This is a genomic window from Paraglaciecola sp. 25GB23A (assembly GCF_040012495.1).
Taxonomy (GTDB): domain Bacteria; phylum Pseudomonadota; class Gammaproteobacteria; order Enterobacterales; family Alteromonadaceae; genus Paraglaciecola.
Genome location: NZ_JBDYKM010000001.1, coordinates 884917 through 898420, shown reverse-complemented (window position 1 = coordinate 898420; position 13504 = coordinate 884917). Strand labels below are relative to the sequence as shown.

Here is a 13504-nt window from a genome sequence, read left to right as displayed (position 1 = left end):
AACCGATGCGAGTTTATACTTCGGTTAAGGCCTTGTGTAATCTCGCATCTAAACTCTGTGCAGAAAATTTGGCTTCAATAGCATATTGCTCTAAGGCTAAATCGGCATCTAACTCTGGTTTCCATGTTGGGATACCTACGGGATTACCTAGTTCGTCACAAGCCACAAACACCACAATACAATGACCGGTTCTTTGTATTTCATCCCGTTTAGGATCACCGGCTTGAATTTCGATAAAGATGTGCATACTGGTTTGCCCTGTATGTACAACTTTAGCTTTTAAGGTTACAAGTTGCCCGACTAAAATAGGGCGAATAAAGCGGATGGCACCAATAGACACTGTGACGCAATATTTTCCACTGTACTGAGCAGCACAGGCGTAACCCGCTTGGTCCATCCACTTCATGACAATACCACCATGGACTTTACCACCAAAATTTACATCAGTAGGTTCAGCTAAAAAACGAAAATCAATGGCGCGTTTGTTTGACATAGGCTTCTCTAATTATTGTCGAAATGAGGCAAGATTGTTTACTATCTTAAAAAAGCAGTAGGAAAGTAAAGAAAAACGTGCAAAAAACAGTATTAAATTTAATTCAGCAACAAATAATCGAGCGCACAGAAAGCTGTATGGCTTTAGCGTGTGAACACTTTAATCGCCAATTTTTAATGCCCACCATCAAATTTAATCAACGCGGTAAAATTGCTGGCAGTGCCCGCCTACAACTCAATGAATTACGCTTTAATCCGGTGTTAATGCAAGATAATTTGGATCACTTTTTAAGTGATGTTGTACCCCATGAAATTTGTCATCTACTTGCGTTTCAACTATTTGGCCGAGTTAGACCCCATGGTAAAGAATGGCAAGCGCTGATGGTGCAAGTATACGAGGTGAAACCCAATACCTATCATGGTATGGATGTCACTAAAGTTGCTGGAAAAAAGTTTGCATATCGGTGTTTGTGTGGACCGGTCGGACTCAGTATCAGGCGGCACAACAAGGTAGTCAGGAAAGTGCAGCAGTATCGTTGTATTAAATGCGGCAACCAGCTTGTTGCCGCTTAATCACGTTTAAGGGAAAGCTAAAACCAACGTTTAGTAAAGGCTTTATCTAATTCGTTAAAAGCGGTTTTTAATAACCCAGCTAGTTCCATGTATTTAGGTTTTGCTTGAGGGTTTTGTAAAGCACAACCTTGAATTTGCATTTTGTGATGTATTTCAAAATACCACGCACTTAATGCCGGTGGCAGAACTTGATTGGCGCGGTGCCCAAGCCATAACAAGCCTTGCATGGGTAAGGTAAGGAAAAACGCACCGACAGCTAGAGCTTGGGGGAGCTGTTCCATTCCTTGAAAGTTAACGATAGCAGCAACCGACAGGACTGCTAAAGGGGGCATAACTTTGATGGACAATTTCGTAGCTGCAATCACGCGATTTTCTGCAAACAGCGTGGTTAATTGCTTCTCAACTGGCCAGGTTAGCATGTACTGCTGGCCGTCTTTAAACATAGAGCCTATGGTTTGTGCCACAATTTACTCCTCTTTATCTATCGGTAGGTATTCTAGCGCGGAACCACCGAATTACCTAAATCCATCTGTTATATGAAATGAACTATTAATACCCAAAGGTGTGGTGCCGCGTTAATATCATCATGGTTACCAGCAAATTCAAAAGGATAAAACATCTATGACTCAACACGTCCTTGTTCTCAACTGCGGTAGTTCGTCGATCAAATTTGCCATCATCGAAACCACCAGTGCTAAGTTGCCCCTACAAGGAATAGCTGAAAATCTTGGCGCTGAGAATAGCCAACTGCGCTATTCCTATGGTCAAGACAAAACCAGTTTAAAACTGACCACTAACGCCACCCATAAAGACGCATTACACTGCATTGAACAGGTCCTTAAAAAATTTGACACCCTAGGATCAAGTCTTGTCGCTGTGGGCCATCGTGTCGTGCACGGCGGTGAGAGATTCACCCATTCTTGCTTAATTGATGATGCCGTAAAACAAGCGATCAGCGATATGTCTCACATGGCTCCACTGCATAACCCAGCGAACGTAGCGGGTATAACGAGCGCTCAAGCAGCATTTCCGAACTTACCTCAAGTAGCCGTTTTTGATACGGCCTTTTTTCAAACTTTACCCAAGCATGCTTATCTTTATGCCCTGCCTTATAAGCTTTATGAACAACATGGGATACGTAAATATGGCTTTCATGGTTCAAGTCATTATTTTGTTTCTGGCCAAGCGGCAAAATATCTTACTAAAGAGATAAAAGACTGCAATTTGATCACCGCACATCTGGGTAACGGATGCAGTATCACCGCGATAAAACAAGGTAAAGCGATTGATACGAGTATGGGGTTCACTCCTCTTGAAGGGCTAATGATGGGAACACGTTGTGGTGATATCGACCCAAGTGTCGCGACATTTTTAATTGAAAACTTAGCTTATAGCGCGAATCAGGTCAGTGCTTTACTGAATAAACAATCGGGTTTACATGGTATTTCTCAGTTAAGCAATGATTGTCGCACCCTCGAGCAAGAACAAGCACAAGGAAACCAACAAGCCAAACTGGCCTTAGATATGTTTGTCTACAGATTAGTCAAATACATCGGCTCTTACCTAGCCATAGTGGGACCTCTCGATGCTTTAGTCTTTACCGGCGGTATCGGTGAAAACTCCAGTTATATTCGCCAACAGACCATCAGTCAACTGAAGCATATGGGCTTTAGCCTTGATGATAAGTTAAACACTGAGATGCGCTTTGGTCATTCTGGTTTTATTAGTCAGCCATCATCAAAAAATATATTAGCGATAGCCACCAATGAAGAGTGGGTTATTGCTCAAGACACGATTAAATACGCGTTTCAAGCTTAAGGAGAACTCATGGCACGTCGAATAATGTTAATTCCGGTAGGCAGCAGTGTTGGCCTCACCAGTGTATCTTTGGGTTTGGTCAGAGCCATGCAGCAACAAGGCTTAAAAGTAAACTTTTTCAAAGCAATGGGGCAGCCTCGTCAAGGCGATGAGGAAGCTGAGAAATCAACCACCATCATCAGCCAATTGGGCTTAATTAAACCCGCACCACCGCTCACCTCGGCCTATGTGGAGGATATGATCAGTAATGACAAAATAGATGTCTTACTAGAAGAAATTATTGCTTTGTACGAGCAATATTCGAGCGACGAAGACATTTGCATCATTGAAGGTTTGGTTTCAACTCAAAGCCATCCCTACGCAGTCCGACTTAACCGTGAAATTTGTAATGCCTTAGATGCCAAAATAGTATTAGTCAGTGCGCCAGGTAATTTAAACGCCACTCAACTCAACGATAAACTTGAAATTGTGGCTGACAACTATGGGGGCCACAAAAGTAAGAAAGTACTTGGCTGTATATTTAATAAAATTAATGCACCTCTGGATGAAAGAGGCCGCTTAAGCACAGAACTTATTGAACATCACGATGAAAGCCAAACTGAAAAAATCACTAAAAAACTTAAGAAACTAGCTATTTTTAACAAATCTTTTGCCTTGTTGGGCTGTATAAATTGGAGCTTTGATTTAATTGCTCCTCGGGTTATTGATATGTGCAAGCATCTCAATGCCACCTTATTAAATGAAGGGGACTACCTGCATCGCAGACTGCGAAGTGTGCATTTATGTGCACGAGAAATTCACAATATGGTGTGGGTGCTAAAACCCGGTGCGCTGTTGGTGATATCCGGTGATCGCAATGACATGTTTGTTATGGCTTGTCTTGCCGCGCAAAATGGTACAAAAATCGGGGCCATTTTGTTAACCGGTGGATATGAGCCCGACCCGAGAGTAATGGAATTATGCGCACAAGCCTTAGAAAGCGGCCTTCCTGTGATGTTAGTCAAAGATAATACTTGGCAAACGTCCTTAAATTTGCATTTTTACAATTTAGAAGTACCAGCAGATGACGAACAACGAGTTAATCGTGTAATGGATCATGCCGCCAGTTGTATTGATCCGAAATGGATTAATTCACTGACGGCTGGCGCAGCGAAAGTACTGCGTTTATCGCCACCTGCTTTTCGGTTTAAATTAACGCAACTGGCAAAAGCCGCCAACAAAACGATTGTATTACCAGAGGGTGATGAACCTCGCACTATTAAAGCTGCTGCCATTTGTGCAGCTCGGGGTATTGCTAAATGTATATTATTGGGCGATAGAGCTGAGATCCTCAGAGTAGCGGAACAACAAGGTGTGGTTTTGCCTGACTCAGTTAGCATTCAACAGCCAGAAGACATTCGACAACAGTATATAGGACCTTTGGTTGAGCTTAGGAAGCACAAAGGACTCACTGCTGTGGTAGCGGAAGAGCAGCTATTGGATAACGTAGTACTTGGTACAATGATGCTGCAACAAGGACATGTCGATGGCTTAGTGTCAGGTGCTGTGCACACCACTGCAAATACTATCCGCCCTGCCCTGCAATTGATAAAAACCGCTCCTGGCGCATCCTTAGTTTCATCCATATTCTTTATGTTGTTACCTGAGCAAGTCTTAGTTTATGGGGATTGCGCCATCAATCCGGATCCCACAGCAGAACAATTAGCCGATATCGCCATTCAATCAGCAGACTCGGCAGCCGCTTTTGGCATCGAACCCAAAGTTGCGATGATCAGTTATAGTACAGGTGACTCAGGTACTGGCATTGATGTGGATAAAGTTAAAAAAGCCACTCAGTTAGCTCAGCAAAAAAGACCGGATTTATTAATAGATGGCCCCTTGCAATATGATGCCGCCATCATGGAAAATGTCGCCAGTAAAAAAGCGCCTAACTCAAAAGTTGCAGGCCAAGCTACGGTATTTGTATTCCCTGATCTAAACACTGGCAATACCACGTACAAGGCCGTGCAACGCAGTGCTAACTTAGTCAGCATTGGTCCAATGTTACAAGGTATGGGCAAACCGGTGAACGATTTAAGTCGGGGGGCTTTGGTTGATGATATTGTATTTACTATTGCATTAACGGCTATACAAGCCACACAATAAGATACCGAATCAAACGAGCTTTCCCAAACTAACAACTAGACAGATAAACTCAGACTTGGCCATTGAAACTGACCGAGCTGCCCTTATTATTAGCCACAAGATTAAATTTTGGGTAATGCCCAGACAATTTGGAGAACACCATGTCTGCAACACGACACGTAAAATTATTGATCCTAGGTTCTGGTCCTGCAGGTTATTCAGCGGCGGTCTATGCTGCACGTGCGAATCTAAACCCTGTTTTATTAACTGGTATTCAGCAAGGTGGTCAATTAACGACTACCACCGAAGTAGAAAACTGGCCTGGTGATCCTGAAGGTTTAACTGGGCCAGACCTAATGGTTCGTATGCAAAAGCATGCAGAAAAATTTGATACCGAAATTATTTTTGATCACATCAACAAGACTGATCTAAGCAAACGCCCTTTCACCTTGTTTGGTGATCAAGCCACCTACACCTGCGATGCTTTAATTATTGCCACTGGGGCTTCGGCCAAATATCTGGGCATGGAATCAGAAACGGCCTTTATGGGTAAGGGAGTATCAGCTTGCGCCACATGTGATGGATTTTTCTATCGCAATCAAAAAGTCGCGGTGATTGGTGGTGGTAATACTGCTGTTGAAGAAGCCTTATATTTATCCAACATTGCCTCTGAGGTACATGTTATTCATCGCCGTGATTCATTTAGAAGCGAAAAAATTCTTGCCGACCGCCTGATGGATAAAGCACAAAACGGTAACGTCGTATTGCACATGAATACTACATTAGACGAAGTGCTTGGTGATCAGATGGGCGTAACGGGACTCAGGATCAAACAAGTAGATTCAGCTGAAACCAGTGAGTTACCCGTAATGGGTCTGTTTGTTGCAATTGGTCATCAACCCAACACCTCGATTTTTGAAGGTCAGTTGGAAATGAAAGACGGTTACCTTAAAGTAAAAAGTGGTACCGAAGGCAATGCGACTCAAACCAGCGTGGAAGGTGTATTTGCTGCGGGTGATGTTAGCGACCATATTTATCGCCAAGCGATTACCTCAGCAGGTACAGGCTGCATGGCAGCCTTAGACGCAGAGAAATACTTAGACGCACTAGAAAAGTAAATAGAGGCCTCAGTGAGGCCTTTTTTAATTATAAGAAAAAATGATCAGACTTCCTCAATTAAACGACGAAAAGCTCTTCCCCGACCCTAGTCGTGCCTTAGTTGAACCCAATGGTTTGTTAGCCTTTGGGGGCAAACTAAGCATCGCTCGACTGACTGAAGCCTATTCTAAAGGTATTTTCCCGTGGTTCAGTCCAGGAGAGCCCATATTGTGGTGGTCACCTAACCCCAGAGGGATATTGCCTCTTGAGCACTTTTACTGCAGTAGCAAGTTAGCCAAGTTAGTGAGACAAGGACGGTTTAAGGTCACTCTCAACCATGCTTATGATGATGTTATCGATGCGTGCGCTTCCATTAGTAGAAATGGTTCAGGCACGTGGATCACCGCTGAGATGATCCAAGCATACAAAGACTTACACCTTGCCGGTCATGCCCATTCGATAGAAGTATGGCAAAATGATGCACTAGTGGGCGGATTGTATGGCGTAGTGAGCGGAAAATTATTTTGTGGGGAGTCGATGTTTCATCGTTTAACTGATTGTTCTAAATTAGCTATGTATTACTTAGTTGACTTACTTAAGGCAGAAGAAGCCCCGTTTATCGATTGTCAGATGTTAAATCCACATTTACAAAGCTTAGGTTGTATTGAAACACCAAGGCGGGATTTTTTAGACAAATTAGCCATGCTACAGTCCCAGTCTTTTTCTATAGACTGCTGGAAAGCCCGCATACTAAGCCAGTCATCATGAAGTTTGGTATTACGCAATCCTTTCCTTGCAGTTACCTTGCAGAGCAGCAAGAACGTTTACTAGTGTTTGTTGAAGATGAGGCACAAGTCAGTGCTACGCACTATGACATGCTGATTGGTGCAGGGTTTAGACGCAGTGGTACACAAATTTATCGTCCACACTGTATAGATTGCCAAGCCTGCGAGTCCCTCAGGCTACCAGTTAAGCACTTTAAGCCCTCAAAAAGTCAGAAACGCGTGCTTAAGATTAATAGTGATATAGTCATTAAGCTCAGTGAACAAGACAAACCCGAGTACTATCCCATTTATGAGCAATACATTAATCAACGTCATGCTGATGGGAGCATGTATCCGGCTTCAGTAGAACAATACCGAGGATTTGTTATCAATCCTTGGGATCAAGCGCTATTTATTGAGATGCACCTTCATGGGAAACTTGTTGGTGTTGCGGTCACCGATAAGCTGATATCTGGCTTATCTGCACTATATACCTTCTTTTTACCCGAATATGCGCAACGATCAATAGGCACCTATGCTATATTGCAGCAGGTTGAGCTAGCGCAGCGGTTAAATCGCGATTTTTTATATCTAGGTTATCAAATCGATAGTTGCCAAAAAATGAACTATAAGCAGAATTTCTTACCCCATGAACGTTTTTTAGACGATAAATGGCAACTTATTGTAAAAAATGTTGGGTAAAGCTTTACACTCGCGGCCTTATTGGGCAAAATCTGCGCGGCTTTTTTAGACACTTATTTTTTAAGACAGAGGTAACAGAGTTAGATGGCGAAAGAAGATTGTATTGAAATGGAAGGAACTGTGTTGGATACCCTTCCAAATACTATGTTTCGTGTTGAGTTAGAGAATGGTCACGTTGTGACAGCTCATATCTCAGGTAAAATGCGTAAAAACTATATCCGTATTTTAACCGGTGACGCTGTAACTGTTGAAATGACGCCCTACGACTTGAGCAAAGGTCGTATCATTTATCGCGCTCGATAATCTTATTGGTAGTTTAACCTACCATTGTACCGGTAAATTTTGTTATTTTTGATTACGATAAACTTTGCTTCCAGATACAAAAAAGCCCTTGAATTAACTTCAAGGGCTTTTTTTTATGTTATTGATAGGGCTTACTAGGCTTCAGATTTTTCTTTACTATCAGTTATAAACTCAAAAGCTAACTTATCATCGGCTAACTCTATTTTGACGCTGCCACCGTTGCTAAGACGCCCAAATAATAACTCATGGGCCAACTTCTTTTTAATCTGCTGCTGAATGACTCGCGCCATGGGACGAGCGCCCATATTTTTATCATAGCCTTTTTGCGCTAACCATCGTCTGGCTGGCGTAGAAACTTCAAGCGATACACCCTTATTATCCAATTGCACTTGCAGTTCAACGATAAACTTATCAACGACTTGCAATATAATCTCTTGGTCAAGATGATTAAACCACACGATAGCATCAAGACGATTTCTAAACTCAGGCGTAAATAAGCGATTAATCTCACTTAGTGCATCATGACTATTATCTTGCTGTTTAAAGCCGATAGAGGTCCGTATGGTTTGTTGTGCACCTGCGTTTGTGGTCATGACTAACACCACATTTCTAAAATCGACTTTACGCCCATTATTATCTGTTAATGTGCCATGATCCATTACCTGCAGCAGAATGTTATAAATATCGCTGTGAGCTTTTTCCACTTCATCCAATAACACGACACAATAGGGATGTTTAATCACTGCATCGGTCAATAGTCCACCTTGGTCAAAACCAACATAACCAGGAGGTGCACCGATTAAGCGACTGATCGAATGACGTTCCATATATTCAGACATATCAAATCTGACAAGTTCTACGCCCATTATCTTAGCTAATTGCGCTGTCACTTCGGTTTTACCTACTCCAGTCGGACCTGCAAATAAAAAGTTACCAATGGGTTTTGTCTCATTGCCTAAGCCCGAGCGTGACAAGCGGATCGCATCAGTCAAGGTATCTATCGCTTCATTTTGACCAAACACTACCAATTTCAAGTCACGATCAAGATTTTTAAGCACTTCTTTGTCTGAAGACGAAACCGATTTTTCGGGTATGCGCGCAATTTTGGCAATGATGTGTTCAATGTCCATTACACCAATAGTTTTTTTGCGTTTTGATGGCGGTAACAAACGTTGGCTCGCACCTGCTTCATCGATGACATCAATCGCTTTGTCAGGTAAATGGCGTTCATTAATATATTTAGCCGACAACTCTGCCGCAGCGCGAATTGCTTTTGTGGTGTAACGCACACTGTGGTGGGCTTCGTAGCGGGATTTTAAACCCATTAAAATTTTAGTGGTATCATTGACGTTCGGCTCAAGTACGTCAATTTTCTGGAATCGACGGGCCAAAGCACGGTCTTTCTCAAAAACACCTTGGTATTCCTGGTAAGTCGTTGAGCCGATACAACGCAACTCGCCACTACTTAACTTAGGTTTTAGCAAGTTAGAGGCGTCCATTACGCCACCAGAGGCCGCACCTGCTCCTATAATGGTATGAATCTCATCAATGAATAGAATAGCATTCGGATCAGCCGATAGTTCATTTAAGATGCCTTTAAGACGTTTTTCGAAATCACCACGATACTTAGTACCGGCTAATAAACCGCCCATATCAAGAGAGTAGACCACAGCCGACTCAATCACTTCAGGCACATCGTTATTTACAATACGAAAAGCTAAGCCTTCAGCAATAGCGGTTTTACCCACGCCCGCTTCGCCAACCAACAATGGATTATTTTTTCGACGACGACATAAAATTTGAATACAGCGCTCCAATTCCATATCACGACCGATGAGTGGATCAATCTTACCTTCTTTGGCTAACACATTAAGATTTACCGAAAACTTATGTAATAAGGACGTATTTTCTTCTTGTTCGGCGGTCTCTTCAGGACTTTCAGCATGGGCGCTTGATTCATCATCAATTTTGGATACGCCATGAGAGATAAAGTTAACCACATCCAAACGAGTCACATCTGACTTTTTGAGGATATATACAGCTTGTGACTCTTGCTCACTAAAAATGGCCACTAATACGTTGGCGCCGGTTACTTCATCCTTACCTGATGATTGCACATGAAAAACAGCACGTTGTAATACTCGCTGAAAACCCAAAGTGGGTTGGGTTTCTCTTTCTCTACCCTGTTCATCAAGCAGCAGTGGCGTGGTGTCTTTGACAAAATCAGTTAATTCTTTTTTGATTAAGTCAATGTTAGCGCCACAGGCCTTTAAAGCCTCCTTGGCTGCACTGTTATCAAGTAGGGCAAGTAACAAATGTTCTACCGTCATAAACTCATGACGATGTTCTCTAGCAAAAATGAACGCTTCATTTAGCGTCTGCTCTAAATCTTTATTTAACATAAAATGCCCTCTGACTACTGACCAAAAACTTCGGCTAATAACTTACGCTTGTTCCATCGTACACATTAATGGGTGTTGATGTTGCTTTGCATAACGCGTCACTTGCATGACTTTAGTTTCTGCGATCTCTGCAGTATATATGCCACAAACTGCGCGGCCGCGATAGTGCACAGTCAACATTATTTGATTGGCTTTTTCTCCATCGAGATTAAAAAAGCGCATCAGTACCTCAATAACAAAATCCATCGGGGTGTAATCATCATTATTGAGCAAAACTTTGTACATCGGTGGTGGAACTGCTTTTTGCTTCTGCGCATCTAACAGTTTTTCGCGCTCAATATTTATTGTAGTGTCTTTACTCATATGTCTGATTAATTACTTAATTGCTTAAAATTAGGACCAAGTTCATTAAAGTTTCTTTACAAACCAAGGAAAAACCAAATTAGGCTTGACAAAAACAGGTTAAAAAAACTACATTTTCTAAGACGATAATATTTTGCAGTTATCTCGTCTTACCTCAGACACCTAGTGTGGGGTCAAAGTTGTATTTGTTCAAGGGATTAAAAGGAAGCAGAAGTATGGCAGTCGGCAAAGTAAAATGGTTCAATAATGCAAAAGGGTTCGGCTTTATTGTTCCCGACGATGGTGGAGAAGATATTTTTGCACACTACTCTACTATTCAAATGGAAGGCTATCGCTCTCTAAAAGCAGGGCAAGAAGTCAAATATGATGTGCAGCAAGGCCCAAAAGGCTTACACGCTGAAAACATCGACTTCAATGGCGAACCTGAACGTTAATGTAAAAATCTTCATAAAAAAGCAGACTGAAAAGTCTGCTTTTTTTCTTTTATACCAATATATTCTAATTAAAAGCTAAAGCAGCTTTAAATGTCGAACTAGGAAACAGAGATTCTGTTGCTAATTTGTCATTCAGATAATAATAACCGCCAATGTCAGCAGGTTTACCCTGGATTGCATCAATCTCACCCATTATTTTCGCTTCATTAGTGCTCAATGTTGCAAATACCTGTTTAAAGGTTTTAGCCAGCTCAACATCTTCGCTTTGTTGAGATAAGGCTTCAGCCCAATACATCGCTAAGTAAAAATGACTGCCTCTGTTATCTAACTCACCCGCTTTGCGCAAAGGTGATTTATTGTTGGTCAGTAGTTTTTCGGTTGCTTTATCAAGGGCAACTGCCAATATTTTAGCTTTAGTATTTTTGGTTTTTATGGCTAGGTCTTCCAAAGAAACTGCTAAAGCCAAAAATTCACCTAAAGAATCCCAGCGTAAATGCCCTTCTTCAACAAACTGCTGCACATGTTTTGGTGCTGAACCACCCGCACCGGTCTCAAATAAGCCACCACCGGCCATCAATGGCACGATAGATAACATTTTTGCACTCGTGCCTAATTCAATAATGGGAAACAAATCAGTTAGGTAATCACGCAGGACGTTACCCGTAACCGAGATTGTGTCTAGCCCACGAATAGCTCTTTCCATGGTGTAACGAATCGCTCTTACTGGTGCCATGATAGAAATATCAAGACCTTCAGTATCATGTTCTTGCAAATATTCGGTCACTTTAGCAATCAACTGACTATCATGAGCACGTTCTTCATCCAACCAGAAAATAGCTGGCATACCAGACTGACGGGCACGAGTGACGGCTAATTTAACCCAATCACGAATCGGTAAGTCTTTCGCCTGACACATCCGCCAGATGTCACCATCTTCTACAGTATGTTCTATCAATACTGTTTCGTCTTGATCGATAATTTGAACCTTACCATTACCTTTAATTTCAAAGGTTTTATCATGCGAACCGTATTCTTCAGCCTTCTGCGCCATCAAACCTACGTTGGGCACTGTGCCCATTGTAGTTGGGTCAAATGCACCATGGGTTTTACAGAAGTTAATCACTTCTTGGTAGATGGTGGCATAAGTACTCTCAGGTATAACCGCCTTAGTATCATGAGGCTTACCGTCTGGCCCCCACATTTGACCTGAGCTACGGATCATCGCAGGCATTGAAGCATCAACAATTACATCACTAGGCACGTGTAAGTTAGAAATACCTTTGTCAGAGTTAACCATCGCAATAAGAGGACGGTCAGCGTAACAAGCATTAATATCTTTTTGAATATCAGAGCGCTGTGACTCAGGCAAACTGGATATTTTATCATAGACACTGCCCAAACCATTGTTGGGGTTTACGCCTAGCTCTTCAAACAGAGCTGCGTGTTTTTCAAACAAGTCTTTATAAAATACTTTAACGCAGTGGCCAAATACAATGGGGTGTGAGACCTTCATCATCGTTGCTTTGACGTGTAAAGAGAACAAAATACCCGTTTGTTTAGCGTCTTCAATTTGCTCTTCGAAAAACTTACACAGTGCTTTTTTGCTCATAAACATGCCATCGATAACTTCACCGGCTAGCAATTCTACCTTAGATTTCAAAATAGTGACTTTGCCTGCATCGTCGGTAAACGCGATTCTAACATGGCCCGCTTTTTTGACCGTAACCGACTTTTCAGCAGCATAAAAGTCGCCGCTGCGCATATGCGCTACGTGGGTTTGTGATGCCTGACTCCAAGCGCCCATAGAATGCGGGTTAGCCTTAGCATAATTTTTAACTGCCACCGGCGCTCTGCGGTCTGAGTTACCTTCACGCAAGACTGGATTTACTGCACTACCTAATATTTTGCTGTATTTAGCATATATTTCTTTTTGCTCATCCGTTGTTGCTTCTTCCGGATATTCTGGTAAAGCAAAACCATTCGCTTGCAACTCTTTAATCGCCGCTTTTAATTGAGGAATTGAGGCACTGACATTGGGTAATTTAATAATATTCGTATCGGGATCTTGGGTAAGCTCACCCAATTCTTGCAATGCGTCAGGTACGCGCTGCTCTTCGGGTAAATAATCTGCAAAAGTGGCTAAGATTCGAGCGGCCAGTGAAATATCACTCAATTCAATTTCAACTCCGGCAGTCGAAGCAAAACTACGAATAATAGGGAGAAGCGAATATGTTGCTAAGGCGGGTGCCTCATCAGTTTTTGTGTAGATAATTTTTGACTTGGAAGTCGTCATTTTAAACCTCTTGTTGTTGGCAGAGCACCACCATGTAAAATTAGGTACATCTAAAGCATCTAGAACTATGCTTTGTCATTCCATAAAAACCTTTTTGCTCATGTTTAAGTCGAAAAATGCACAACTAGCTTAAACAGT

General features: G+C 42.1%; 13 protein-coding genes. 8 read left to right on the top strand and 5 right to left on the bottom strand.

All coding sequences use genetic code 11. The annotated features are described in order from the left end of the window. Positions 1-13: 13 nt before the first annotated feature. Complete coding sequence (locus ABKW31_RS03900) at positions 14-493, bottom strand: acyl-CoA thioesterase (protein ID WP_348614888.1); 480 nt, start codon at positions 491-493, stop codon at positions 14-16. A gap of 77 nt (positions 494-570) precedes the next feature. Between ABKW31_RS03900 and ABKW31_RS03895 the strand changes: the two genes are divergently transcribed. Further along, on the top strand, positions 571-1065 hold the full coding sequence (locus ABKW31_RS03895) for a SprT family zinc-dependent metalloprotease (RefSeq protein ID WP_348614887.1): 495 nt from the start codon (positions 571-573) through the stop codon (positions 1063-1065). A 17-nt stretch (positions 1066-1082) separates the two neighbouring features. Here ABKW31_RS03895 and yfbV read toward each other — a convergent pair whose 3' ends face one another. Then, on the bottom strand, positions 1083-1529 hold the full coding sequence (gene yfbV / locus ABKW31_RS03890) for a terminus macrodomain insulation protein YfbV (protein ID WP_348614886.1): 447 nt from the start codon (positions 1527-1529) through the stop codon (positions 1083-1085). Between the two features lie 157 nt (positions 1530-1686). On the opposite strand from yfbV, the gene ABKW31_RS03885 reads away from it, so the two are divergent. From ABKW31_RS03885 to infA, 6 genes are all read left to right on the top strand, one after another. Then, entirely contained in the window at positions 1687-2883 is a 1197-nt protein-coding gene (locus tag ABKW31_RS03885; protein WP_348614885.1) for an acetate kinase, read from the top strand. A 9-nt stretch (positions 2884-2892) separates the two neighbouring features. Then, a complete protein-coding gene (gene pta, locus ABKW31_RS03880; protein ID WP_348614884.1) occupies positions 2893-5028 on the top strand; it encodes a phosphate acetyltransferase in 2136 nt (711 codons plus the stop codon). A gap of 140 nt (positions 5029-5168) precedes the next feature. Further along, positions 5169-6125 carry a thioredoxin-disulfide reductase gene (gene trxB / locus ABKW31_RS03875; protein WP_348614882.1) on the top strand — a complete coding sequence of 319 codons (957 nt, stop codon included), beginning with the start codon at positions 5169-5171 and terminating at the stop codon, positions 6123-6125. A 40-nt stretch (positions 6126-6165) separates the two neighbouring features. Then, positions 6166-6873: a leucyl/phenylalanyl-tRNA--protein transferase gene (aat, locus tag ABKW31_RS03870; RefSeq protein WP_348614880.1), complete on the top strand. Its 708-nt coding sequence runs from the start codon at positions 6166-6168 to the stop codon at positions 6871-6873. After that, positions 6870-7571: an arginyltransferase gene (locus ABKW31_RS03865; protein WP_348614879.1), complete on the top strand. Its 702-nt coding sequence runs from the start codon at positions 6870-6872 to the stop codon at positions 7569-7571. The genes aat and ABKW31_RS03865 overlap by 4 nt, the downstream gene beginning before the upstream one ends. A gap of 84 nt (positions 7572-7655) precedes the next feature. Then, positions 7656-7874 (top strand): translation initiation factor IF-1, encoded by a 219-nt coding sequence (gene infA / locus ABKW31_RS03860; protein WP_068373302.1) that lies wholly within the window; start codon positions 7656-7658, stop codon positions 7872-7874. A 134-nt stretch (positions 7875-8008) separates the two neighbouring features. Here the strand turns inward: infA and clpA are convergent, their stop codons facing one another. Then, positions 8009-10276, bottom strand: coding sequence for an ATP-dependent Clp protease ATP-binding subunit ClpA (clpA, locus tag ABKW31_RS03855; RefSeq protein ID WP_348614877.1), 2268 nt, complete (start codon positions 10274-10276; stop codon positions 8009-8011). A gap of 42 nt (positions 10277-10318) precedes the next feature. Then, complete coding sequence (gene clpS / locus ABKW31_RS03850) at positions 10319-10639, bottom strand: ATP-dependent Clp protease adapter ClpS (protein WP_348614876.1); 321 nt, start codon at positions 10637-10639, stop codon at positions 10319-10321. Positions 10640-10854: 215 nt separating this feature from the next. On the opposite strand from clpS, the gene cspD reads away from it, so the two are divergent. Beyond that, positions 10855-11073, top strand: coding sequence for a cold shock domain-containing protein CspD (gene cspD / locus ABKW31_RS03845; protein ID WP_348614874.1), 219 nt, complete (start codon positions 10855-10857; stop codon positions 11071-11073). A 64-nt stretch (positions 11074-11137) separates the two neighbouring features. Here the strand turns inward: cspD and ABKW31_RS03840 are convergent, their stop codons facing one another. Then, positions 11138-13366 carry an NADP-dependent isocitrate dehydrogenase gene (locus ABKW31_RS03840; protein WP_348614873.1) on the bottom strand — a complete coding sequence of 743 codons (2229 nt, stop codon included), beginning with the start codon at positions 13364-13366 and terminating at the stop codon, positions 11138-11140. Between the last annotated feature and the right edge of the window lie 138 nt (positions 13367-13504).

Excerpts from the sequence above, each read along its gene's own strand:
- ABKW31_RS03900 (WP_348614888.1), bottom strand. The coding sequence starts at position 493 with ATGTCAAACAAACGCGCCATTGATTTTCGTTTTTTAGCTGAACCTACT.
- ABKW31_RS03885 (WP_348614885.1), top strand. The coding sequence starts at position 1,687 with ATGACTCAACACGTCCTTGTTCTCAACTGCGGTAGTTCGTCGATCAAA.
- pta (WP_348614884.1), top strand. The coding sequence starts at position 2,893 with ATGGCACGTCGAATAATGTTAATTCCGGTAGGCAGCAGTGTTGGCCTC.
- trxB (WP_348614882.1), top strand. The coding sequence starts at position 5,169 with ATGTCTGCAACACGACACGTAAAATTATTGATCCTAGGTTCTGGTCCT.
- aat (WP_348614880.1), top strand. The coding sequence starts at position 6,166 with ATGATCAGACTTCCTCAATTAAACGACGAAAAGCTCTTCCCCGACCCT.
- ABKW31_RS03865 (WP_348614879.1), top strand. The coding sequence starts at position 6,870 with ATGAAGTTTGGTATTACGCAATCCTTTCCTTGCAGTTACCTTGCAGAG.
- infA (WP_068373302.1), top strand. The coding sequence starts at position 7,656 with ATGGCGAAAGAAGATTGTATTGAAATGGAAGGAACTGTGTTGGATACC.
- clpA (WP_348614877.1), bottom strand. The coding sequence starts at position 10,276 with ATGTTAAATAAAGATTTAGAGCAGACGCTAAATGAAGCGTTCATTTTT.
- clpS (WP_348614876.1), bottom strand. The coding sequence starts at position 10,639 with ATGAGTAAAGACACTACAATAAATATTGAGCGCGAAAAACTGTTAGAT.
- cspD (WP_348614874.1), top strand. The coding sequence starts at position 10,855 with ATGGCAGTCGGCAAAGTAAAATGGTTCAATAATGCAAAAGGGTTCGGC.
- ABKW31_RS03840 (WP_348614873.1), bottom strand. The coding sequence starts at position 13,366 with ATGACGACTTCCAAGTCAAAAATTATCTACACAAAAACTGATGAGGCA.